This window comes from Amycolatopsis sp. WAC 01376 (assembly GCF_003947415.1).
In the GTDB taxonomy this organism is placed as follows: domain Bacteria; phylum Actinomycetota; class Actinomycetes; order Mycobacteriales; family Pseudonocardiaceae; genus Amycolatopsis.
On sequence record NZ_QHKL01000002.1, the window covers coordinates 395492 to 416281 of the forward strand.

Annotated in this window: 17 protein-coding genes; 13 read left to right on the forward strand and 4 right to left on the reverse strand. The window is 69.9% G+C overall.

The genetic code is table 11. The annotated features are described in order from the left end of the window. Positions 1-101: 101 nt before the first annotated feature. A complete protein-coding gene (locus DMH03_RS11155) occupies positions 102-1883 on the reverse strand; it encodes an ABC transporter ATP-binding protein (RefSeq protein WP_199748829.1) in 1782 nt (593 codons plus the stop codon). A 157-nt stretch (positions 1884-2040) separates the two neighbouring features. On the opposite strand from DMH03_RS11155, the gene mshB reads away from it, so the two are divergent. From mshB to DMH03_RS11170, 3 genes are read left to right on the forward strand one after another with little or no spacing between them, the layout of a single operon-like run. After that, the gene (gene mshB, locus DMH03_RS11160) at positions 2041-2874 is read left to right on the forward strand and encodes an N-acetyl-1-D-myo-inositol-2-amino-2-deoxy-alpha-D-glucopyranoside deacetylase (RefSeq protein WP_233611431.1); all 834 of its coding nucleotides are present in this window, start codon (positions 2041-2043) and stop codon (positions 2872-2874) included. After that, on the forward strand, positions 2871-3296 hold the full coding sequence (locus DMH03_RS11165; RefSeq protein WP_125791940.1) for a hypothetical protein: 426 nt from the start codon (positions 2871-2873) through the stop codon (positions 3294-3296). The genes mshB and DMH03_RS11165 overlap by 4 nt, the downstream gene beginning before the upstream one ends. Beyond that, positions 3289-4080 carry a hypothetical protein gene (locus DMH03_RS11170; protein ID WP_125791941.1) on the forward strand — a complete coding sequence of 264 codons (792 nt, stop codon included), beginning with the start codon at positions 3289-3291 and terminating at the stop codon, positions 4078-4080. The genes DMH03_RS11165 and DMH03_RS11170 overlap by 8 nt, the downstream gene beginning before the upstream one ends. A gap of 4 nt (positions 4081-4084) precedes the next feature. Here DMH03_RS11170 and DMH03_RS11175 read toward each other — a convergent pair whose 3' ends face one another. Beyond that, on the reverse strand, positions 4085-4846 hold the full coding sequence (locus DMH03_RS11175) for a site-2 protease family protein (protein WP_125792882.1): 762 nt from the start codon (positions 4844-4846) through the stop codon (positions 4085-4087). A gap of 171 nt (positions 4847-5017) precedes the next feature. On the opposite strand from DMH03_RS11175, the gene DMH03_RS11180 reads away from it, so the two are divergent. Together DMH03_RS11180 and DMH03_RS11185 are read left to right on the forward strand one after the other, a co-directional pair. Beyond that, positions 5018-5401, forward strand: coding sequence for a WhiB family transcriptional regulator (locus DMH03_RS11180; protein WP_007028952.1), 384 nt, complete (start codon positions 5018-5020; stop codon positions 5399-5401). A 133-nt stretch (positions 5402-5534) separates the two neighbouring features. After that, the gene (locus tag DMH03_RS11185) at positions 5535-8798 is read left to right on the forward strand and encodes a glycosyltransferase family 2 protein (protein ID WP_233611432.1); all 3264 of its coding nucleotides are present in this window, start codon (positions 5535-5537) and stop codon (positions 8796-8798) included. 360 nt (positions 8799-9158) lie between these two features. Here DMH03_RS11185 and DMH03_RS11190 read toward each other — a convergent pair whose 3' ends face one another. Then, the gene (locus tag DMH03_RS11190; protein ID WP_125792884.1) at positions 9159-9590 is read right to left on the reverse strand and encodes a metallopeptidase family protein; all 432 of its coding nucleotides are present in this window, start codon (positions 9588-9590) and stop codon (positions 9159-9161) included. Between the two features lie 116 nt (positions 9591-9706). Here DMH03_RS11190 and DMH03_RS11195 point away from each other — a divergent pair, with 116 nt between their 5' ends. From DMH03_RS11195 to DMH03_RS11220, 6 genes are all read left to right on the forward strand, one after another. Then, complete coding sequence (locus tag DMH03_RS11195) at positions 9707-10060, forward strand: DUF3499 domain-containing protein (RefSeq protein WP_073848429.1); 354 nt, start codon at positions 9707-9709, stop codon at positions 10058-10060. A 72-nt stretch (positions 10061-10132) separates the two neighbouring features. Next, positions 10133-11488: a phosphomannomutase/phosphoglucomutase gene (locus tag DMH03_RS11200; RefSeq protein ID WP_125791942.1), complete on the forward strand. Its 1356-nt coding sequence runs from the start codon at positions 10133-10135 to the stop codon at positions 11486-11488. A 52-nt stretch (positions 11489-11540) separates the two neighbouring features. Further along, on the forward strand, positions 11541-11762 hold the full coding sequence (locus DMH03_RS11205; protein ID WP_125673982.1) for a Trm112 family protein: 222 nt from the start codon (positions 11541-11543) through the stop codon (positions 11760-11762). Beyond that, positions 11746-12837: a hypothetical protein gene (locus DMH03_RS11210; protein ID WP_125791943.1), complete on the forward strand. Its 1092-nt coding sequence runs from the start codon at positions 11746-11748 to the stop codon at positions 12835-12837. Before DMH03_RS11205 ends, DMH03_RS11210 begins: the two co-directional genes overlap by 17 nt. Before the next feature lie 66 nt (positions 12838-12903). Next, positions 12904-14157, forward strand: a complete 1254-nt coding sequence (gene manA / locus DMH03_RS11215) for a mannose-6-phosphate isomerase, class I (protein ID WP_125792885.1) — start codon at positions 12904-12906, stop codon at positions 14155-14157. Between the two features lie 189 nt (positions 14158-14346). Beyond that, positions 14347-14856, forward strand: a complete 510-nt coding sequence (locus tag DMH03_RS11220; protein ID WP_125791944.1) for a hypothetical protein — start codon at positions 14347-14349, stop codon at positions 14854-14856. Positions 14857-14929: 73 nt separating this feature from the next. Here DMH03_RS11220 and DMH03_RS11225 read toward each other — a convergent pair whose 3' ends face one another. Beyond that, positions 14930-17929, reverse strand: coding sequence for a BTAD domain-containing putative transcriptional regulator (locus DMH03_RS11225; protein ID WP_125792886.1), 3000 nt, complete (start codon positions 17927-17929; stop codon positions 14930-14932). 143 nt (positions 17930-18072) lie between these two features. Between DMH03_RS11225 and DMH03_RS11230 the strand changes: the two genes are divergently transcribed. Next, positions 18073-18987: a cation diffusion facilitator family transporter gene (locus tag DMH03_RS11230; protein WP_125791945.1), complete on the forward strand. Its 915-nt coding sequence runs from the start codon at positions 18073-18075 to the stop codon at positions 18985-18987. A 246-nt stretch (positions 18988-19233) separates the two neighbouring features. Next, positions 19234-20754 (forward strand): amino acid permease, encoded by a 1521-nt coding sequence (locus DMH03_RS11235; protein ID WP_125791946.1) that lies wholly within the window; start codon positions 19234-19236, stop codon positions 20752-20754. Positions 20755-20790 lie beyond the last annotated feature (36 nt).

Genomic DNA, 20790 nt, shown 5'->3' on the forward strand with positions numbered 1-20790 from the left:
CTGACACTTGAGAAGCGCTCACCAAAGCCCCCCAAGTACGCGAAGGCCCCCTTCACCGCGTCAGACGCGGTGAAGGGGGCCTTCGCGTAGAGAGCCAGAGGTCAGTCGGCCACCGGGGCGAGCTTGCCCGCCTGCCAGGCAGCACGCCGCTCGGCCTGCAGCACCGGGTCCGCGACCGGAGCGGCCGACAGCAGGCGACGGGTGTAGTCCTCGCGCGGCGAGTGCAGTACCTGGTCACGCGTGCCGACCTCGACCAGCTTGCCGTACTGCATCACCGCGACGCGGTCGGCGAGCAGGTCGACGACGGCGAGGTCGTGGCTGATGAACAGGCAGGCGAACTGCAGCGAGCGCTGCAGGTCGAGGAACAGGTCCAGCACGCGGGCCTGCACCGACACGTCCAGCGCCGAGGTCGGCTCGTCCGCGATCAGCAGCGCCGGGTCGAGCGAGAGCGCCCGCGCGATGGCGACGCGCTGGCGCTGGCCGCCGGACAGCTCGTGCGGGTACCGGTTGCGGTAGTGGCCGCCGAGCTCGACCTTGTCCAAAAGGGACGCCACGCGCTCGTTCAGGGCCTTGCCCTGCAGGAACTTGTGCAGCACCATCGGCTCGGCGATCGATTCGCCGATGGTCATCTTCGGGTCCAGTGTGGACGCCGGGTCCTGGAACACGATCGAGAAGTAGCGGCGCAGCGGGCGCAGCTCCTTGTTCGACATGTTCGTGATGTCCTTGCCCGCGATCGACACGGTGCCCGAGGTCGGGGTCAGCAGGCGGATCGCGCAGCGGCCGACCGTCGACTTGCCGGAACCGGATTCGCCGACCAGGCCGACGATCTCGCCCTTGGCGATGCTCAGCGAGACGTCGTCCACCGCGCGGTTCTTCGCCTGGCCGCGGCGGCCCGGGTACTCCAGCACGAGGTTCTTGATCTCGAGCGCCGGGGCGTCCGCCTCGATCACGGCTTCCAGCTCGGCGTCGGCGAGCCGGATCTCCTCGGCGATCTTCGAGGCCTCGTCGCTGTCGGCGTCGATGCCGGAGTCGTCGAGCAGGCGGCGTCCTTCGGGGCGCTGGCCGAGCACGGGAACGGCGGCGAGCAGTTTGCGGGTGTACTCCACCTGCGGCGACGCGAACAGGTCGCGCACCGGCGCCTGCTCGACGATGTTGCCCTGGTACATCACGACCACGCGGTCGGCGAGGTCGGCGACGACACCCATGTCGTGCGTGATCAGCACGATCGCGGTGTTGAGGGTGTCACGCAGCTTGCGCAGCAGGCCGAGGATCTCCGCCTGCACGGTGACGTCGAGGGCCGTGGTGGGCTCGTCGGCGATGATCACCTTCGGGTCGCACGAGATCGCCATCGCGATGACGACGCGCTGCCGCAGACCGCCGGAGAGCTGGTGCGGGTACTGCTTGAAGCGCAGCGGCGGGTTCGGGATGCCGACCATCTCGAGCAGCTCGATGGCGCGCTTGTCGGCGGCTTCCTTCGAGATGTCCTGGTGCGAGCGGAGCGCCTCGCGCAGCTGCCAGCCGACGGTGTAGACCGGGTTCAGCGCGGTCATCGGCTCCTGGAAGATCATCGCGACCTGGTTGCCGCGGATCTTCTGGAGGTCCTTCTCCTTGAGGTCGGCCAGGTTGCGGTCGCCGAGGCGAAGCTCGCCGGCGATCCGGCTCGTCTTCGGGAGCAGCCCGAGCACCGACATCGAGGTCACCGACTTGCCGGAACCGGACTCACCGACCACCGCGACGATCTCGCCCGGCTTGACGTCGAATCCGATGCCCTTGACGGCGTCGACCACGCCGTCGTCGGTCGGGAACGAGACGCTGAGGTCGGAGATGGACAGAACCGAACCCGACACGCCGCCGAGGTCCGACGATGCTGCTTCAGTGCTCACCAAGATGCCCTTCGTGGGGGTACATATGGTCACGGCGCATCGGCCATGACTCGCGCGAGGATAACCGAGAGTCGCCCGACTAAGGTCGGTGCTCGGGGCTTCCGTTCCCGACACCCTATAAAGGAAAGCGCGCCGTGTTCGAATTAGTCTTCAAGCCGTGATCTCCGACCGGCCCAAATTGCTCCTCGTACACGCCCATCCGGACGATGAGAGCATCACCACCGGCGGCACCATCGCGCGCTACGCGGCGGAAGGCGCCGAAGTGACCGTCGTCACGTGCACTCTCGGTGAGGAAGGCGAGATCATCCCGCCGTCCCTCGGCGGGCTCGGTTCGTGGGCTTCCGATCAGCTCGGCGGCTACCGCGCGGGCGAGCTGGCGTCGGCCTGCGCGGCGCTGGGCGTCTCCCGGCACCGGTATCTCGGCGGCATCGGCCGCTGGCGTGACTCGGGGATGGCCGGGACGCCGTCCGCGGCCCATCCGCGCGCGTTCTCCGGCGGTGACCTCGACGAGCAGGCGGCTCAGCTCGCGGAGATCCTGGACGAGGTCCGGCCCCAGGTCGTCGTCACGTATGACGCTTTCGGGGGTTACGGGCATCCCGACCACATCCGCGCGCACGAGGTCACCATGGCCGCGGCGCCGAAGGCCGAGTCGGTCGAGCGGGTCTTCCACACTGTTTCTTCTCGCGACGCGGTCGCGGCCGGGCTCGCCGCGCTGCGCGGACGCTCGTCGTTCCAGGTCCCGGAAGACGGCGAACTGCCGGTGACGCCGGACGAGACCATCACGACCGTCCTCGACGTCGGCGCGCACATCCCGGCGAAGGCCGCCGCGTTGCGGGCGCACGAGACCCAGGTCAGCGTGCCCGCCCTCGCCGACCACTTCGCGCTGAGCAACGACGTCGCGCAGCCGATCACCCCGAACGAGTACTTCGTGCTCGCCCACGGACCGGCCGAAGGTGCCGCGGCCGATCTGTTCGGGGGACTCGCGAAGTGACCGAGCCGTCACCGCCGCTCACTTCGCGACAGCGCCTGCTGCTCGCCTTGCTGGCCTTCGACGCCTTCTTGCTCGGACTGCTCGAACTGTTCTTCCTGCCGCTCCGGCTCGACGGGATCGTGCTGCCGAAGCTCGGTGACTTCCCGATGCCGGTGACCGTGGTGCTCGCGGTGATCACCACCCCGTTGCTGGTGCGGACGACCGCGAAAGTGGTGCGGCCCTCCTTTTCGGTGATTCCGCTGCTCGTCTGGGTACTAGTCGTACTCGGAATGGGCGTGACCGGTCCCGGTGGTGATCTGGTGCTGATACAGGACTGGCGCGCACTGCTGCTGATCGGCGGCGGGGCGTTGCCGGGAGCACTGGCGCTGGGTGGCGGTCTGGGCAATGCGGCGAAGGTCGCGAAGGGAGTCAGCAGTGGGTGAAGCGATTTCGGACCGCCAGGTCGTGGCGGTGCTGCGGCCGTTCGTCCGCGCCTGCGGGCCGATGGTCGACGCGCTGCGTGACGCGGATCCGTTCGGCTTGCAGGCCAGGGGGCGTCGCCACGAGGATCTGGACGGCGTCGAACCGGGGCTGAAGGACAAGCTGCTCAACGGGATCACCTCGGTGAAGGTGCCCGGCACCGCGGCGTGGGCCGAGATGTCGAACTACCAGCGGACCGACTGGTGGGTGAACCGGGTCGGCCGGTTCACCGCGCTGATCACCGCGATCCCCGGTCTCGGCGGCGCGCTCGCCGACCGGCTGCCCGTGCAGGACGCGCTCGGCTCGGCGGCGCAGGGGATGTTGCTGTGCGCGATCGCGGGGGAGTACGGCGTGACCGACGTCGGCGCCCGGGTCCGGCTGATCGCGTGGGTGCTCTTCGAACGCGACATCGATCCGGTGATCGCGGCGGGCAAACACGCCGAACACGACAAGGCCGCCGAAGACGACGAAGCGGCGAAGCTCACCGAAGAACTCGACGACGCGAAGAAGAAGCACGGCAAGGTCACCCTGAAGGCGGCCGCCGGCACGCTGTGGCGGCTCGGGCGGGGACTTTTGGGCATCGTCGACGAACTCGAGAAGCGGCCTCGTGGCCGTCTTTTCCACCGTGCGCTCGGGAAGCTGCCGGTGGTCGGCATGGCGGGCGACTACCTCGGCGAGCGGTCCGGCCTCAAACGCGTCTGGAAGCGGGCGCACGAATGGTTCACCGAGCACCCCGAAGGCAAGTGATCGCTCACTTCCAGAACATGAACGCGTCTTGTCCATATTGGGCGGCGAGCGTGAACCCTCCGACGGAGTCGAAGACCGCGTAGGACCCCTGCCACAGCAACGAGCTGGCTCCGGGTACGAGGAACAGCACGGCGAACAGCACGAGCGGCGCCCACGGCCGGGCCTTCGCGCCGAACTCGCGCGCGCCGGGCGAAAGGTACGGCTCGATCGCGCCCCAGCCGTCGAGACCGGGGATCGGCAGGATGTTCAAGATGAACGTGACGATCTGAAGCAGCGCCAGGAACGAGATCCCGATCACGAGACCGGACGACATCGGCACCAGCGCGACGAGAAGCGTCAGCACCACGCCGACGCCGAGGTTGCTCAGCGGCCCGGCGAGCGAAACCCACGACTGGACACTGCGCGACCGCAGCCGTCCGTGTTCGATCCAGACCGCGCCACCCGGCAGCGGGATGCCGCCGATGAAGAGGAATACCAACGGCAGGATGATGGACAGTGCCGGATCCGTGTATTTCCGGACGTCCATGGACAGGTAACCCTTGTGGGCGACGCTGCTGTCACCACCGCGGAACGCCACGACCGCGTGGCCGAACTCGTGGAGCGTCAGTGACGCGACCCAGCCGCCCGCGACGAGCAAGACGACACCGATGATGATGAGCGGGTCGTACTTCTGGCTGGAAATAGTGGTCGTGTCACCGAAAGCCGCCAGTACACCGCCCAGGACGGTGACCGCGAGGATGCCGAGGAAGATCGGGCTTGGCCGCACTGCTGATCTCTGCACCCCTCCAGTCTTCCGTATGCCCGATGTGAAGTTCTCGGCGTGTCCCCTTGCGCGATGGGGCGCGGGTATCCCCCGAACTCGCTACTCCGCTTGACCTGACCGCACTACACGGGTGTAATCACAGTGATGTCATTCGTCGCTGGAAGGGGGCGGCGGATGGTGTTTCAACACCGCCAGCCTGGGGAGTGCGTGGACAGCGAGGAGGCGGACGTGCGGTTGGAAGCAGATGGAAGGGAATGGGGGCAAGTCGTGGGTTGGGGTGAGGTCCCGGAGCAGCAACTGGGCGATCTCACCGAGCTTTTCGACGATGCCTCCGCGGAAGAGCAGGACTGGCAGGAACGGGCCCTCTGTGCGCAGACGGACCCGGAGGCGTTCTTCCCGGAGAAGGGCGGCTCCACCCGCGAAGCCAAGCGGATCTGCCTCGGTTGCGAGGTCAAGGACGAGTGCCTCGAGTACGCCCTCGCGCATGACGAGCGGTTCGGTATTTGGGGCGGGCTCTCCGAACGTGAGCGTAGGAAACTGAAAAAGCGAGCTGTGTGACGGCGATCTCCGGTGGCCCCCGTGCGCCGGAGATCGCTTCCGCCCGCTTCCACATAGTGGGGCCACCAACGGGTGACAGGGTCGCGTCGTAGGGTGGCGGCACTCGACTTCGCCGCCACATCTGGAGTGCCCGTTGTCTCGCACTGCCGCGTCACCTGCGCTGCGCACGGTCCCCGTACTGGCCATTGTGGTCTGTCACAACGGCGAGAACTGGTTGCCACTGGCGCTTTCCGCGCTGCGGCGCAGCGGCGTCCGGCCGCGGCACATCCTCGCGGTCGACACCGGTTCCACTGACCGGACCGCGCAAATCCTCGCCGACGCGGCGTCTGTCGGCGAAGCGCCGGTCTTGGACGGAATTCTCACACTTTCCCGTGATGTCGGCTTCGGCGCCGCCGTCGGCGAGGCCGTCGAGCACGCCGTCGAACGCTGGGGTGACCCCGGCGGCTGGCTCTGGCTGCTGCACGACGACTGCGCGCCGGAACCCGACTGTCTCGAAAATCTGTTGGCAGCGGCCGAAAACGAGCCCGAGGCGACGGTGCTCGGTCCGCTCGCGGTGGACTGGAGCGATCCGCGGCTCATCGTCGAAGCCGGGCTGTCGACCGACGCCATCGGCCACCGGCAGCAGATCTCACCCGATGAGACCGACACCGCGGTGCTCGCCGTGCCGAGCGCGGGATCGCTGGTGCGGCGCGAAGTCTGGCACGACCTCGGCGGCTACGACCCCGGATTTCCCTTGCTGCGCGAGGATCTCGACTTCGGCTGGCGTGCCAACGCCGCCGGCGGCCGCGTGCTTTCGGTGCCGGCGGCCCGGCTCCGGCACGCTCGCGCGCTCAGCACCGGGCAACGCGAACCGGACGCCCTCGGCCTTCCCCTCGCGACGGCGAACCGCGCGCACGGGCTCCGGGTGTTCCTCGTCAATTGCTCCCCACTGTCCTTTTGGTTCGGCCTTTTTCGAATTCCGGTCTTCGCGGTGTTGCGGGCGCTGGCGTTCCTGCTGTTGCGGCGCACCGGCGAGGCGGGCGCGGAACTCGCGGCCACCTGGTACCTGCTGCGCGCCGTCGGCGGGCTGCGCGCGGCCCGCGCCGGACGCCGGAAGACCGGCGGTGTCCGCGGTCTGTTCACCGGGCGGATGACGCGGCTGCGCAACGCCGTCCGCGCCGGTGTCGTCGGCCTCGTCCGGCGTGGGGTGGAACGGGATTTCGCGCTCGGGACGGTGCCTGAAAGCGCGGATCAGGAAGGGGCCTGGATCCCGCCGGAGGCCGTGAAGGCCGGGCAGGATCGTCCCGTCGGCCCTGGCGCGCTGCCCGCGGGCGCGATGCGCGGGGTCGGCTCGCGGGGGACGGGTCTGCGGCGGCCCAGCGCGGTCGTCGCTGTCGCGGTTCCCGAGAAATCCACTTCGGAGGGTCCGAAACCGTCCCCGGTGCCGCGTGACGGCGGCAGGCGGCCGGAACCGGAACTCGTGTTCGTCGAGGTCGACCGGAAGCGCGTGCTCGGCGCGACCGTGTTCGCGCCGCCGGTGATCGTGCTCGTGGCGCTGACGGCGCTCGCGTTGGTGATCAACGGTTCCCGGCTCGGGCTCGATCTGTTCGGCGGGAAGCTGCTGCCGGTCGGCGGGCTCGGCGAGATCTGGTCGTCGTATCTCGCGCCGTGGCACGCGGTCGCCGGCGGGACGGCGAGTCCCGCGCCCGCGACGCTGCCGGTGCTGGGCACCCTCGGCGCGATCTTCACGCCGATCGGCGGACCCGCGGCGCTGGTCGCGATCCTGCTGATCGGCGACATCCCGCTCGCCGCCCTGAGCGCGTACGCCGCCACTCGGCACCTTCGCGTGCGTCGCTGGGTTCGGGCCGTCGTCGCTGCGGCGTACGGCGTGCTTCCCGCGGCGACGGCTTCGGTCGCACAGGGACGGCTCGACGTCGTCGTCGTGCATCTGCTGCTGCCGCTGGTGATCGCGGGCATCGTCGGGCTGCTGGTCCGCGCGGACTCGCGATGGCTGCACGTTTCCGCGCTGAGCGCGATCGGGCTGGCGCTGATCGGCGCCTTCTCGCCGCTGGCGCACGCGCTGGCCGTGGTCGGCCTGGTGATCGGGTTCGTGGTGCTGCCTTCGCCGACCGGGCTCGCGCGGCGGATCGCGTCGGTCGGCATCGTGGTCTTCCTGCCGCTGGCGTTGCTGCTGCCGTGGCCGAGTGTGCTGCTGCGGCATCCGGAACTGCTGCTGCACGGGCTCGGCGGTGGTGCCACGGCCGCGTCCGGGGCGGACCTCGCCGGACTGGACCCTGGCGGTCCCGGCGCGTGGCCGATCGGGGTGGCGCTGGTCGCGGCCGCGATCGTCGCCTTGGTCGTCCGGCCGTCGAAGGGCGCGGGCGGCGGTGTCGCGGTCGTCGTGCTGGGGGTGCTCGGCCTCGTGGCGGTGCGGTTCGTGGCGGTGACGCCGATGTCGGGCGGCGCGCGCGCGACCGGGTACGCCGGGGTGCCGCTGCTGGTGATCAGCGCGGGATTGCTGTGGACGGTGCTGGCGACCTGGCAGCGGGGCGGGTCCGGTGTCGACCCGGCGCCGTGGCTGGCGAAGGTCACGGCCGTGGCCGGGGTGCTGGTGCTGCTCGCGCTGGCGACCGGTGCGGTCGTCGCCGGACGGGAAGGACCTTTGCGTTCGGGTGAGCGTCCTTCGCTCGCTCCGGAGATTTCCGCGGAGCTGGCCGCGAGCGGGCGTTCGGTGCTGGTGATCGGTGACCTCGCCCGGCAGACCGGTGGGCGGTTGCCGAGTTTCGGCGACGACGAACTCGCGCCGACGCCGGGCAGCGCCGATCGGCTCGCCTCGTGGCGCCGGGACCTTCTGCAAGGCTCGCCGGACGCGGTCAAACAGGCGTTCGCGGCGGCTTTGGCCTCGGGGGTCTCGTATGTCGTTCTGCCGAGCGGTGCCGACGGCGGTGCTTTCGTCGAACTCGCGCGTGACCTGGTCGCCCCGGCGGCGCCGACTTCGGACGGGCGTCCGGTGCTTCGCCTGGTGCCGGCCGGTGGGCAGGTGGCGTTGATCTCCCCGGAACTGGCGCAGGCCGCCGTGACCGGGAAGGGCGCGCCCGGCGCGTCGCCCGGGGTGGCTCCGGTGCAGGCCGGGCTGCCGGACGTGCGGGTGCGCGTCTCGGAAGGGCCGACCGGGCGGCTGCTCGTGCTGGCCGCGGAGTTCGAGGCCGGCTGGCAGGCGAGCGTGGACGGCAAAGCCGTGCCGATCGTGCGGGCTTGGGGCCACCAGGTCGCGGTCTCGGTGCCGCCTACGCCTTCGGAGGTGGTGGTGGAGCACCAGGGCACCACGCGGAACCTGCTGCTGCTGGCGCAGGTGGCGGCGGTGCTGTTCACGCTGCTGACCGCCGTGCCTACGCGGAGGCGACCCAGGGTTTCTTGAGGCTTTCGGCTTCGCTGTCCTGAAGGTGCCCTTTGAGACGTTGAGCGTCCCAAAGGTGCCCTTCAGGACGCTCGCGCTGCCGAGCTCCTGCTCCAGCCCCGGCCAGCCCCTGATGCCGGATGCCCCCTGATGCCGGATGCCCCCAATGTGGCATTGGGGACACTCACCGTCCCCAATGCCACATTGGGGGCGCCCGCTTTCAGCGTCCGGCCTCTCTCTGGAGTTGTCCACAGCCCTTTCCGCTTGTGGACAACTTCGCCCTCCGGTCCCGTTTCCGCAGGTCCCGTCGCTACCCTGCGATACGCTGGGCTGGGGACGCCCCCCGGGGAAGGGCGGGGGCTGGGGTGCGGAGGGTGAGGGTTATTCGCCTTCGATGACGTCGGGTTCGACGCCCAGGTAGCCCGCGACCTGTTCGACGAGGACGTCGTGGACGAGTTCCGCGAGTTCGGCGGGGTCTTTCGCGCGCGCTTCGAGGGGGCGGCGGTAGAGGACGATGCGGGCCCGCGTCGGGAGGCCGGCGCGGTCGACGCCGGCGGGCACGAGCCGCGACAGCGGGACGGCGCCGTCGTGCAACACGCCGTCCACTCCGGTCGGTGCGCCATCCGAGCGAACTTCGGGGACGTCGTCGACGGCGACGTCGAGCTTCGTCAGCTCGTGCCGCCACCGCGCTTCGATCGGTTCGAGCGCGTCCAAAACCAGCGCGTCGAACCTTTCCGCCCTGCTAGCGGCGGCAGGAAGGGTCGACGGATACAGCGCTCCGCGCAGGCCCCGGCCGTGCCGGTCCCGGCGCATCCGCCGTCGCTGTCGGGAATCACGAGCCGTCGCCACGAACCGAAGGGTACGCGCTCGGCGAATCAAAGCGCGTGTCGCCGGTACGCCCGGCCCGCGACGCGCTATCGTTCTCGATCGTGCGGAGCGTACGAAAGTGTTCGCGAACGGGTTGTCTCGAACCCGCTGTCGCCACGCTCACGTATGCCTACAGCGATTCGACAGCCGTCGTGGGGCCACTGGCCACCGCGAGCGAACCGCACTCCTATGACCTCTGCGAAGCCCACGCCCTCCGGCTGACCGTGCCCAAGGGCTGGGAAGTCGTCCGGCACGAAGGGGCCTTCGCCGCTCCGGACCCGTCCGCCGACGAGCTGACCGCGCTGGCCGAGGCCGTGCGTGAAGCGGGCCGTTCCGACAAGCCCGCGCCCGAGCCCGAACCCGAGGGCCCCTCCGGCAGGCGCGGCCACCTGCGCGTCCTGCCCGGCCGAGCCTGACGCGGGGGACCGCCGGTAGGCTTTCGAGCGCGCCAGAGGGCGTTGTAACGAGACTATTGGCGGGGAGCAGGCGTGCCAGACCTTTCGGGCATCGTGAAGGCCTACGACATTCGCGGCGTGGTCGGTGAGCAGCTGGACGCGGCACTCGTCCGCGACCTCGGTTCGGCCTTCGCCCTGTTGATCAAACCCGAGTCGGACGCGATCGTCATCGGTCACGACATGCGCGACTCCTCGCCCGAGCTGTCCGCCGCCTTCTCCGACGGCGTGACCTCGCAGGGCCTCGACGTCGTGTCGATCGGCCTCGCCAGCACCGACCAGCTCTACTTCGCGTCCGGATCGCTCAACCTGCCGGGCGCCATGTTCACCGCCAGCCACAACCCGGCGCAGTACAACGGCATCAAGCTGTGCCGCTCCGGCGCCGCCCCGGTCGGGCAGGACTCCGGTCTCGCGGAGATCCGCGACACCGTCGAGCAGGGCGTGCCCGCCTTCGCAGGCCAGCGCGGTTCGGTGACCGAGAAGGACGTCCTCGCGGACTACGCGGCGTACCTGCGCAAACTCGTCGACCTGTCCGGCAGCCGCCCGCTGAAGGTCGTCGTCGACGCGGGCAACGGCATGGGCGGCCACACCGTCCCGACGGTCTTCGGGGGCCTGCCCATCGAGGTCGTGCCGATGTACTTCGAGCTCGACGGCAACTTCCCGAACCACGAGGCCAACCCGCTCGACCCGAAGAACATCGTCGACCTCCAGGCGAAGGTGCGCGAAGAAGGCGCCGACGCGGGTCTTGCCTTCGACGGCGACGCGGACCGCTGCTTCGTCGTCGACGAGCGCGGTGAGCCGGTGTCGCCGAGCGCCATCACCGCGCTGGTCGCGATCCGGGAGCTGGAGAAGGAGCCGGGCGGCACCATCATCCACAACCTGATCACGTCGAAGGGTGTCCCGGAGATCGTCGCCGAGCACGGCGGCAAACCGGTGCGCACCAGGGTCGGGCACTCGTTCATCAAGGCCGAGATGGCCAAGACCGGCGCGATCTTCGGCGGCGAGCACTCCGCCCACTACTACTTCCGCGACTTCTGGCGCGCCGACACCGGCATGCTGGCCGCGCTGCACGTCCTCGCCGCCCTCGGCGAGCAGACGGGACCGCTGTCCGAGCTGACCGCGGAGTACTCGCGCTACGCGGCCTCCGGTGAGATCAACTCGACGGTCGACGACCAGGTCGCGCGCATGATGGCGGTCAAGGACGCGTTCGGCGCCCGCGAAGGGGTCGAAATCGACGAACTGGACGGGCTCACCGTGCAGCTTCCCGGCGGCGGCTGGTTCAACCTGCGCCCGTCCAACACCGAGCCGCTGCTCCGCCTGAACGTCGAGGCCGCCGACGCCGAGGCCGTCCGGGCGCTGACCGAAGACGTATTGGCGATCGTCCGTGGGTAACGAATGTGTCGTGAAAACACACATCGAGACGTCCCACAGGTAGGGAGTAACCATGGCCGTCACGTTCGACGCACAGTTGCTGGAGATCCTGGCCTGCCCGTCCCCTGATCACGCGCCGCTGCGGCCGGGGACGACGGCCGACCCGGAAGCCGACGCGCTGACCTGCACCGAGTGCGGTCGGGTGTATCCGGTCCGTGATGGAATCCCGGTACTGTTGCTGGACGAAGCCACCGAGCCGACGACCCCGGATGGCGATCATGCCGACGGTCCCTGACGATTCCCTGCTCGACGATCCCGCGAGGCTGGCCGAGGCCGACACCGCGGGGCTTCTCCGTGCCGCCGCGATGGCAGGCGCCCAGGTCCGGGCGACGGCCGAAGCCGCGGCCGAACTCGAGCTGAGCGATCGACTGGACGTCGGCCGCCCGCGCTCGCTCGTGCTGATCGACCGGCCGGGCGTCAGCCGGACGCTGACCCGGCTGATCGCCGCGCTCCTCGCCCCGTCGTGCCCGGTGCCGGTGGTCGTCGCCGAGGTGGTGCCGAGCTGGATCGGCGCGCTCGACGTCGTCTTCGCGCACACCGACGACGCCGGTGACCGCGAGCTGGCCGCGTCGCTGGAACGTGCCGCTCGGTTCGGGGCGACGGTCGTGCTGTCCGCGCCCGCGGAAGGCCCGGTGGCCGCCGCCGTCGCGGGCAAGGGGTTGCTGCTCGCGCCGAGGATCCCGGTTCCGCCGGAGATGGCCTTCCCGCGCGGTCTCGCGGCCGCCCTGCTGACCGCGAACGCGCTCGGCCTGCTCGTGGCCGACCTGGAGCAGCTCGCCGACCACCTCGACGCGGAAGCAGAGAAGGACTACCTGTCCAGGGATTCGTTCGCGAACCCGGCCAAGGCGATGGCGCTGAAGATGGCCGACCGGCAGCCGCTGCTGTGGGGGCTGGACCCGGTCGCCGTCGCCCTCGGCGAGCACGCGGCCCACGCGTTCGCCGCGCACGCCGCCGTCGTCTGTGACGCGGAGGACTACCGCCAGGCGCTGGCCAGGCCCGCCTTGCGGCGGGCGGCGTTGTCCGGCGGCCGGGATCGCGATATCTTCGCGGACCCGGAGGAGGGGAACGGTTCGGCGCCGAGGGTGTTGCTCCTCTCGGTTCGGACGGGACCGGCCGCGGACGCGGCCCGTTATGAGGCGGAAGACCTGCTGCCCGGTGCGGATGTGATCGCCCCGGCCGAAGAGATCGAAACGGACGAGATCGTGCGTGCGGCCGTTCTCGCGCTGCGTTTCGAGCTGGCCGCGGTCTATCTGGGGCTGGCCGTCGGCAGCATCGGCGGCGCCGGGAGGTACACGCCCGCAACGGCGTGAGTCCCGAGCGCGACGTAAGCAATGAGGGCCGGCACCACCCGTGCCCGGCGAGGAGTTGAGGTGACAGTGGAGCTGCTGCGCAATGCCGTGCGGCCCTACGCGTGGGGATCGAGAACGACGATCCCCGAGCTGCTGGGGCGTCCGGTGCCGGCGCCGCATCCGGAGGCGGAGCTGTGGATGGGCGCCCACCCCGGTGACCCGTCCCACGTCATCGGCCCGGACGGCACCGAGCGGAGCCTGCTGGAACTCGTCGAAGCCGATCCGGTCGGCCAGCTCGGCACGACCTGCGCCGAACGCTGGGGCGGCAGGCTGCCGTTCCTGCTGAAGATCCTCGCCGCCGAAGAGCCGCTTTCGATGCAGGCACACCCGTCGGCCGCGCAGGCGGCGGAGGGGTACGCGCGCGAGGAGTCGGCGGGGATCCCGCGCGACGCCTCGAACCGCAACTACCCGGATCCGACGGCGAAACCGGAACTCGTCTGCGCGCTGACCGAGTTCCACGCGCTGGCGGGCTTCCGTGACCCGGAACGCACGATGTCGCTGCTGAAGGCGATCGAAACACCCGGGCTGGCGAAGTACGCGGTGCTGCTGGAGGCCCAGCCGGATCCGGCCGGGCTGCGCGCGCTGTTCACCACCTGGATCACGCTGCCGCAGGCCGCGCTCGACGAACTGCTGCCCGAAGTCCTCGATTCGTGTGTGAAGCACGTCCAGGGGCACGGCGAGTTCGACGTCGAATGCCGGACCATCCTCGAACTCGGCGAAGCGCATCCGCGGGACGCGGGGGTGCTCGCGGCGCTGCTGCTCAACCGGCTCACCCTCAGCGCGGGCGAGGCGATCTACCTGCCCGCCGGCAACCTGCACCTGTATCTGCACGGCACCGCCGTCGAGATCCTGGCGAACTCGGACAACATCCTGCGCTGCGGACTGACCCCCAAGCACGTCGACGTGCCGGAGCTGCTCCGCGTCGTCGACTTCGCGTGCGGGGAGATGCCGGTTCAGAGCGGCAGCGCCGATGGGCCCTCGGCGGGAAAGACCGCCTCGGACCGGCGCCTGTCGGTGTACCGCACCGACGCGCCGGAGTTCGAGCTGTCGCGGATCGAATGGGAGGCCGGGGACGGCGGCGAGGTCGCCGTCCACGACGTCGGCCCGCAGATCCTGCTGTGCACCGCCGGTGGCCTGCAGGTCACGGCCGACGACGGCGAACAGGTCGAGCTCCGCCGCGGCCAGTCGGTCTGGCTCCCGGCCGCCGACCCCGCCGTCCGTGTGCGGCCGCTTTCCGCTGAGCGCACCCAGGTGTTTCGCGCCACCGCCGGCACCTGCTGATTCCTCGCATTTAGTCCTCTGGATGCGGTACTTGCACACGCAAGGACCGCATCCAGAGGACTAAATGCGGAGTCGCTTGGCCGAAGTGTGTGCGTTCCGTGTGGCGGCTTCCGCAACTATCGCCCGAAGGGGTGACCCGGCGCTTGGCGTCGGCTCGTCCCGGATGTCGATAGCCAAGGAGCAGCAGTAGTGACTTCCCATCCCGACGCGGCGAGCGGACGCGCTTACCGGGTGCCGGTTTCCGCGCGCCCCACCGCTCTGCTCGCCACGCTCGGACTCGCCGTCGTGACCGCGCTCGTCCCGGTCGTCGACCTGGTGCTTCCGTTGCCGAGCGGCCAAGACCTGGCCGGTTCGGCGCAGGCGCTGGCGGGATTCGCCGGCGACGCGATCGAGTCGATCAAAGCCGCGGGCTCCGGCCTGCACGGCCTCGCCGCCGGCGCGGAGAGCAGGCTGAACCTCCCGCTGGTCGTGCTCGTCTCGCTCGGCGCGCAGGTCCTGCTCACCGCCGCGCTGGTGGTGACGGGCACCCAGCCCGTCCGCGTGATGCTGACCGTCGCCGGGCTGATCAACGTGTTCGCGGTCGCGCGACTCGGGCCCGCCTCGGCGCCGGTGTGGGACGCCGCGGCCAACGGGGTGCTGGTGATCGCGCTGGCCTGGTTCTCCGCCGGACGGCGTGAACCACGGCTCGCCGCTCTGTGACCGGACTGATGGTGATTGCGGACCGATGATGATTTCCGGGTGGTGCCCGTCTGAGGGGTCGGGCACCGCTCGGTCAGGCCGGGGCGGGTTCGGTGAGCGACAACAGCAACCGGACGAGGGTCGAAGCGTTGGCGTCGTGGGGGACTTCCAATCGCTTCGCCTCTTCGCCCGCCGCCTCGGCCGCTTCTGTTTCCCCGACGGCCTCGTACGCCCTGCGCAGCACGTGCAGGGTGAGGCCGGTCGCGGGTTTCCCGCCCATGGCACGGAATTCGTCGAGACAGCGGCGCAGCACGGGGATCGCGCGATCGGCCCGGCCGTCGCCGATCCAGCTCGCGGCGATCGCCCGCGTACAGGAAAGCTCCCTCGGCCGTTCTTCGAGCGCTCCGGCCAGCCGCCGCGCGTTTTCGTAGGCCTTCACCGCGCCGTCACGCCGTCCGGCGCCCGCGAGGATCGCGCCCTGGGTGCGCAACGACTTCGCCAGTGCCGATTTCGCCGTCGTCCGCCGCAGGACCCGGACCGATTCCTCGATCGTCTCCAAGGCCTCCTCCGGGCGCCCGTCGAGCATCAGCGACCACGAAAGTCCTTGCAGGGCAACACCGAGCTGGCGCTCGTCACCGCTTTCGCGCGCCTGGGCGAGGATCCGGCGATCGATCTCCAACGCTTCGGAGATCTTGCCCAGTCTGTGCAGCGCGGCGGATTCCGCTCGCCGCGCGTGGGTTCCGGAATCCTCCACAGTGGACAGTTCGCGGGCCTGGGTCGCGGCGTGCAGCGATTCCCCGGCCCGGCCGAGCCCGACCAGGCTGTGCGCCAGATTGGTCTCCACCCACGCCTGCGTGGCCAGATCGCCCAGCTCCGCCAATTCCTTCGAACATTCGCGATAGCCCTCGACGGCGCGTTCGTACTCGCCGCGAACATGCAGCAGCACCGCCAAATTCGCCTCGGCGATGACCATGATGTGCCGGTCGTCCGCCTCGCGGGCGGCGTCGCGCAACGTCTCGTACGCCGTCCGCATATCGGTGTAGTGGCTGTGCAAGTACAGGTACGCGCTCAGTCTTTCCAGTATCCGCAACGCTTTCCGCCGCCAGCCGACGGCGCACAGCGACGAGACGGCGGCGACCAGGTTGGCCCGCTCCACCGAGAACCAGGTGCCGGGATCACGCAGCAGCCGCTCGACCACTTCGCCTGCCAGGGGTTGCACGGGGACATCGTGATCCGACAACGGCATCGGCACCGTCCTCGGCAGGCGGCGGGCCGCCGTGTCGGCGAGGCACAACGCCGCGTCCGACACCTTCGCGACGGTGGCCACCCGCTCGGCGCGGGTCTCCAGTTCCCTGCCGAGTTCCGTGGCGAACACCCGCACCAGGTCGTGCACGCGGAACCGCTGCTCACCCGTCGGATCGAGACCGGTGGCTTCGAGCAGGCTGGCCTCGACGAGTTCGTCGATGGCCTCGTCCGAGCCTTCATCATCGATCAGGGCCGACACCGCCCACGCGGGCAGGTCGAGGGTGCGGCAGCGGCCGATCAACCGGAAGGCGCGCCGCGCCGCCGGGCTCAGCGCCTGATAGCTCAACGCGATGCTGCCGCGCACCTGGAGATCGCTGACCTGGAGCTCGTCGAGGCGCGAGACCTCGTCTTCCAGCTTCCCGGCGAGCTTCCCGAGCGCCAGCCCCGGCCGCATGGCGAGCCTGCTGCCGGCGATCCGCAGCGCCAGCGGGAGATTGCCGCAGGCCTTGGCGATCCGCTCCGCGTCCGCGGCTTCGGCGCCCACGCGGTCCGGCCCGGCCAGCCGTGCCAGCAGGGCCATCGCCTCGGCGCCGGACAGCGGTGCGAGGTGGAGGCGATCCGCCCCGGCGAGCCCGGAAAGCCGCCGCCTGCTGGTGATCAGGACGGCGCTGCCCGGCGTTCCCGGCAGCAGGGCGCGGACCTGATCGGGACTCGCGGCGTCGTCGAGCACCACGAGGACCCGCCGATCGGCGAGGCGGCCGCGATACACCGCCGCCCTGGCGTCGACGTCGTCCGGGATGGCCGGGCCGGTGACGCCCAGCGCGCGCAACAGGTCGCCGAGGACGGTGGCGAGGTCGCGAGGGCTGGAGGCGCCGGCCAGCGGGACGAACAGTTGCCCGTCCGGAAAGGACCGGCGGAGCCTGTGCGCGGTGCTGACCGCGAGGGTGGACTTGCCCGCGCCGGGCTGGCCGGTGATCACCGCGACGGGGACTCCCGCGCCATCGCCGAGCAACCCGGAAAGTTTCGCGATCTCGTCTTCGCGGCCCGCGAGATCCGCGATGTCCGGCGGCAGCTGGCAGATCGGGAAGACCGGCGCCGGCTTGGCCGAGGGCACCGGATCCTCACCGCGCAACACGGCGGCGTGCACGCGGCGGACCTCGGCGCCGGGTTCCACGCCGAGCTCCTCGACGAGGGTGGCACGCAGATCGCGGTGGACGGCCAGCGAATCGGCCTGCCGCCCGGCGCGGTGCAACGCGATCATCAGCTGCGCGGCCAGCCGCTCGCGCAGGGGATGTTCGGTGATCATCGCCTGGAGTTCGCCGGTGAGCTCGCCGTGCCTGCCGTCGGACAGTTCGGCGTCGACACAGTCTTCGAAGGCGGCGAGCCGTTCCGACTCGAGCCGGGCGACGTCCGCGTCGAGCCGGGGGATGTGCAGTCCGGACAGGACCGGTCCGCGCCATTCCGCCAGCGCCCGGCGGTAGTGCCCCGCGGCCGCCGCCGGATCGCCGGCCCGCGCCGCGGCCTTCCCGTCGTCGGCGGCTTCGCGGAAGGACAGCAGATCGAGGTCGCCGGGCTCGACCATCAGCCGGTAACCGTGTGGATCCCGCTCGATCTCCAGCCCCTCGAAGCGGGCCCGCAGACGGGAGACGTACGTGTGCAGATTCGAGGAGTACGACTTCGGCGGCGTCTCCGGCCAGAGGGTCTCGACCAGGGCGTCGACCGGGACCGGCGAGTTCGCGTTCAGCAGCAGGACGGCCAGCAGGGCACGCTGATGATCGCCGCGCGGCGTCGTCCGCCGCCCGGATGGGCTCTCGATCGTCAACGGTCCGAGCACGCCGAATCGCGGCACGGGCACCTCCCAGGTCATGAGAGGGGCGACACTAGCGAGGGGGCCCGACAATTCTGTGACCTGTCCCGCCCGGCGCGTACGGGCTCATCTGCACTGCTAGCCTTCGAACCCGGCATATCGGGACACCATCCGGGGAGTTGCACGTGTCTGCAGGTGGCGGAACCAAGGCGATCATCGCCGCGCTAGTGGCGAACGCCGGAATCGCGATCGCGAAATTCACCGGCTTCCTCATCACGGGATCGTCCTCGATGCTCGCCGAGTCCGTGCACTCGCTCGCGGACACCTCGAACCAGGGCCTCCTGCTGCTGGGACAGAAGACCTCGCAGCGCAAGGCGACGCGCACCCACCCCTTCGGCTTCGGGCGGGACCGGTACTTCTACTCGTTCATCGTCGCGCTGATGCTCTTCAGCCTCGGCTCGGTGTTCGCGCTGTACGAGGGCATCCACAAGATCTCGCACCCCGAAGGGCTGACCTCGCCGCTGGTGGCCGTCGGCATCCTCGTGGTGGCGATCGGGCTTGAGTGCTACTCCTTCTACACCGCGATCCAGGAGTCCAAGAAGATCAAGGGCGACGCGGGCTGGTGGGCGTTCATCCGCCAGGCCAAGACGCCCGAGCTGCCGGTGGTCCTGCTGGAGGACGCGGGCGCGCTGTTCGGCCTGGTGTTCGCGCTCGCCGGTGTCGGCCTGTCGGTCGTCACCGGGAACCCGGTGTGGGACGGCATCGGCACCGTCACGATCGGCGTGCTGCTCGGGATCATCGCGATCATCCTGATCATCGAGATGAAGAGCCTGCTGATCGGCGAAGGCGCCACCGAGACCGACCTCGACGCGATCGTCGACGAACTCGCCGCCGGCAAGGTCGAGCGGGTCATCCACATCCGCACGCTGTACATCGGCCCGGACGAGATGCTGGTGGCCGCGAAGCTCGCGCTGGTGCCCGGGCTGGACACCGCCGACATCGCGCAAGCCATCGACGACGCCGAAGCGCGTGTTCGCGCGAAGGTGCCGACGGCGAAGCTGATCTACCTGGAGCCGGACTTGGATCGCGCACTGGCCTGAGCCCGGCCGGCGGTTCGCTCCTCAGATGTCATGAAAGGGTCGTTCAGGACGAAAAACGTCCTGAACGACCCTTTCATGACATCTACGAGAGTTTCGCAGTCGCTTCACGAACGGGCCCGGAGCAACTGTCCGTACACCGCCGATTACCGCCGCGACCTCCGGGTACTTGGTTGCTCTCCCACCGCGCTGCCGTCACCGCCGGGCGATAGGGTCCCTTGAACCGCAGTCAGGTGTAGGAGGTCAAGGGTGCCCGGAAACGGTCTGTGGCGTACGAAAACCATCGAGCAGTCCATCGCGGACACCGACGAGCCGGGGACGAAGCTCCGGCGGAACCTGAGCGCGTGGGATCTCACCGTCTTCGGTGTCGCCGTCGTCATCGGTGCCGGGATCTTCACCCTCACCGCGCGCACGGCCGGTGACTTCGCGGGGCCGTCGGTCTCGCTCGCGTTCGTGTTCGCGGCCATCGCCTGCGCGCTGGCCGCCCTCTGTTACGCGGAATTCGCGTCGACCGTCCCGGTGGCCGGGAGCGCGTACACGTTCTCCTACGCCACGTTCGGCGAGTTCATGGCGTGGATCATCGGCTGGGACCTCATCCTGGAACTCGCCGTCGGCGCGGCCGCGGTGTCGAAGGGCTGGTCCGCCTACCTCGAAACCGTGCTCTCGTACATCTTCGGCAAGGGCACGAAGACGACGTTCGAGCTCGGCCCGATCCCGGTCGACTGGGGCGCCCTGCTCGTGGTGCTCGTACTGGCCACGCTGCTCGCCGTCGGCACGAAGCTGTCTTCGCGCTTCTCCATGGTGATCACCGCGATCAAGGTCGCGGTGGTGCTGTTCGTGATCGTGCTCGGCATCTTCTACATCAAGGGTTCGAACTACACCCCGTTCATCCCGGAGGCCCAGTCCGCCGCGGAGTCGGCGTCCACCGGGGTCGACCAGTCGCTGTTCTCGCTGTTCGCCGGTGGCGGCAGCAGTTCGTTCGGCGTCTTCGGCCTGCTGGCCGCGGCGTCGCTGGTGTTCTTCGCGTTCATCGGGTTCGACATCGTCGCGACCACCGCCGAGGAGACCCGCAACCCGCAGAAGGCCGTGCCCCGCGGCATTTTCGGTTCGCTCGCCATCGTCACGGTGCTGTACGTCGCCGTGTCACTCGTGGTCGTCGGCATGGTGAACTACAAGGAACTCGCCACCTCGGCGGGTGACGGCGGCAAGAAGACGCTCGCGTCCGCGTTCGCGGTCAACGGCGTCGACTGGGCGGCCAACATCATCTCCGTCGGCGCCCTCGCCGGGCTGACGACCGTCGTCATGGTGCTGATGCTCGGCCAGATCCGGATCATCTTCGCGATGTCGCGTGACGGCCTGATGCCGCGCAGCCTCGCGAAGACCGGGGAGAACGGCACGCCGAAGCGGGCGACCATCGTCGTCGGCGGGCTGGTCGCGGTCGCGGCGACGTTCTTCCCGGCGGACAAACTCGAGGAAATGGTCAACGTCGGGACGCTGTTCGCTTTCGTTCTGGTCTCCGCGGGCGTGCTGGTGCTGCGCAAGACCCGGCCCGATCTGCCCCGCGCCTTCCGCGTGCCGTTGGTTCCGCTGATCCCGATCCTGGCGATCGTCGCCTGTCTCTGGCTGATGCTGAACCTGACCGTGCTCACGTGGCTGCGGTTCCTGGCCTGGATGGCGCTGGGCGTCGTCATCTACTTCGCCTACAGCCGTCGCAACTCGCTGCTCGGCAAGCAGAACAAGGAAGAGGTCCCGACGTCCGTTCCGGACTGATCTTTCTCGTTTCGGCGGCCCACCATTCCTTTGTGG

Bases quoted from the DNA above. Each gene is read 5' to 3' on its own strand.
- DMH03_RS11180 (WP_007028952.1), top strand. From the start codon at position 5,018: ATGGTGTTTCAACACCGCCAGCCTGGGGAGTGCGTGGACAGCGAGGAG.
- DMH03_RS11190 (WP_125792884.1), bottom strand. From the start codon at position 9,590: ATGCGCCGGGACCGGCACGGCCGGGGCCTGCGCGGAGCGCTGTATCCG.
- DMH03_RS11210 (WP_125791943.1), top strand. From the start codon at position 11,746: ATGCCGACGGTCCCTGACGATTCCCTGCTCGACGATCCCGCGAGGCTG.
- DMH03_RS11205 (WP_125673982.1), top strand. From the start codon at position 11,541: ATGGCCGTCACGTTCGACGCACAGTTGCTGGAGATCCTGGCCTGCCCG.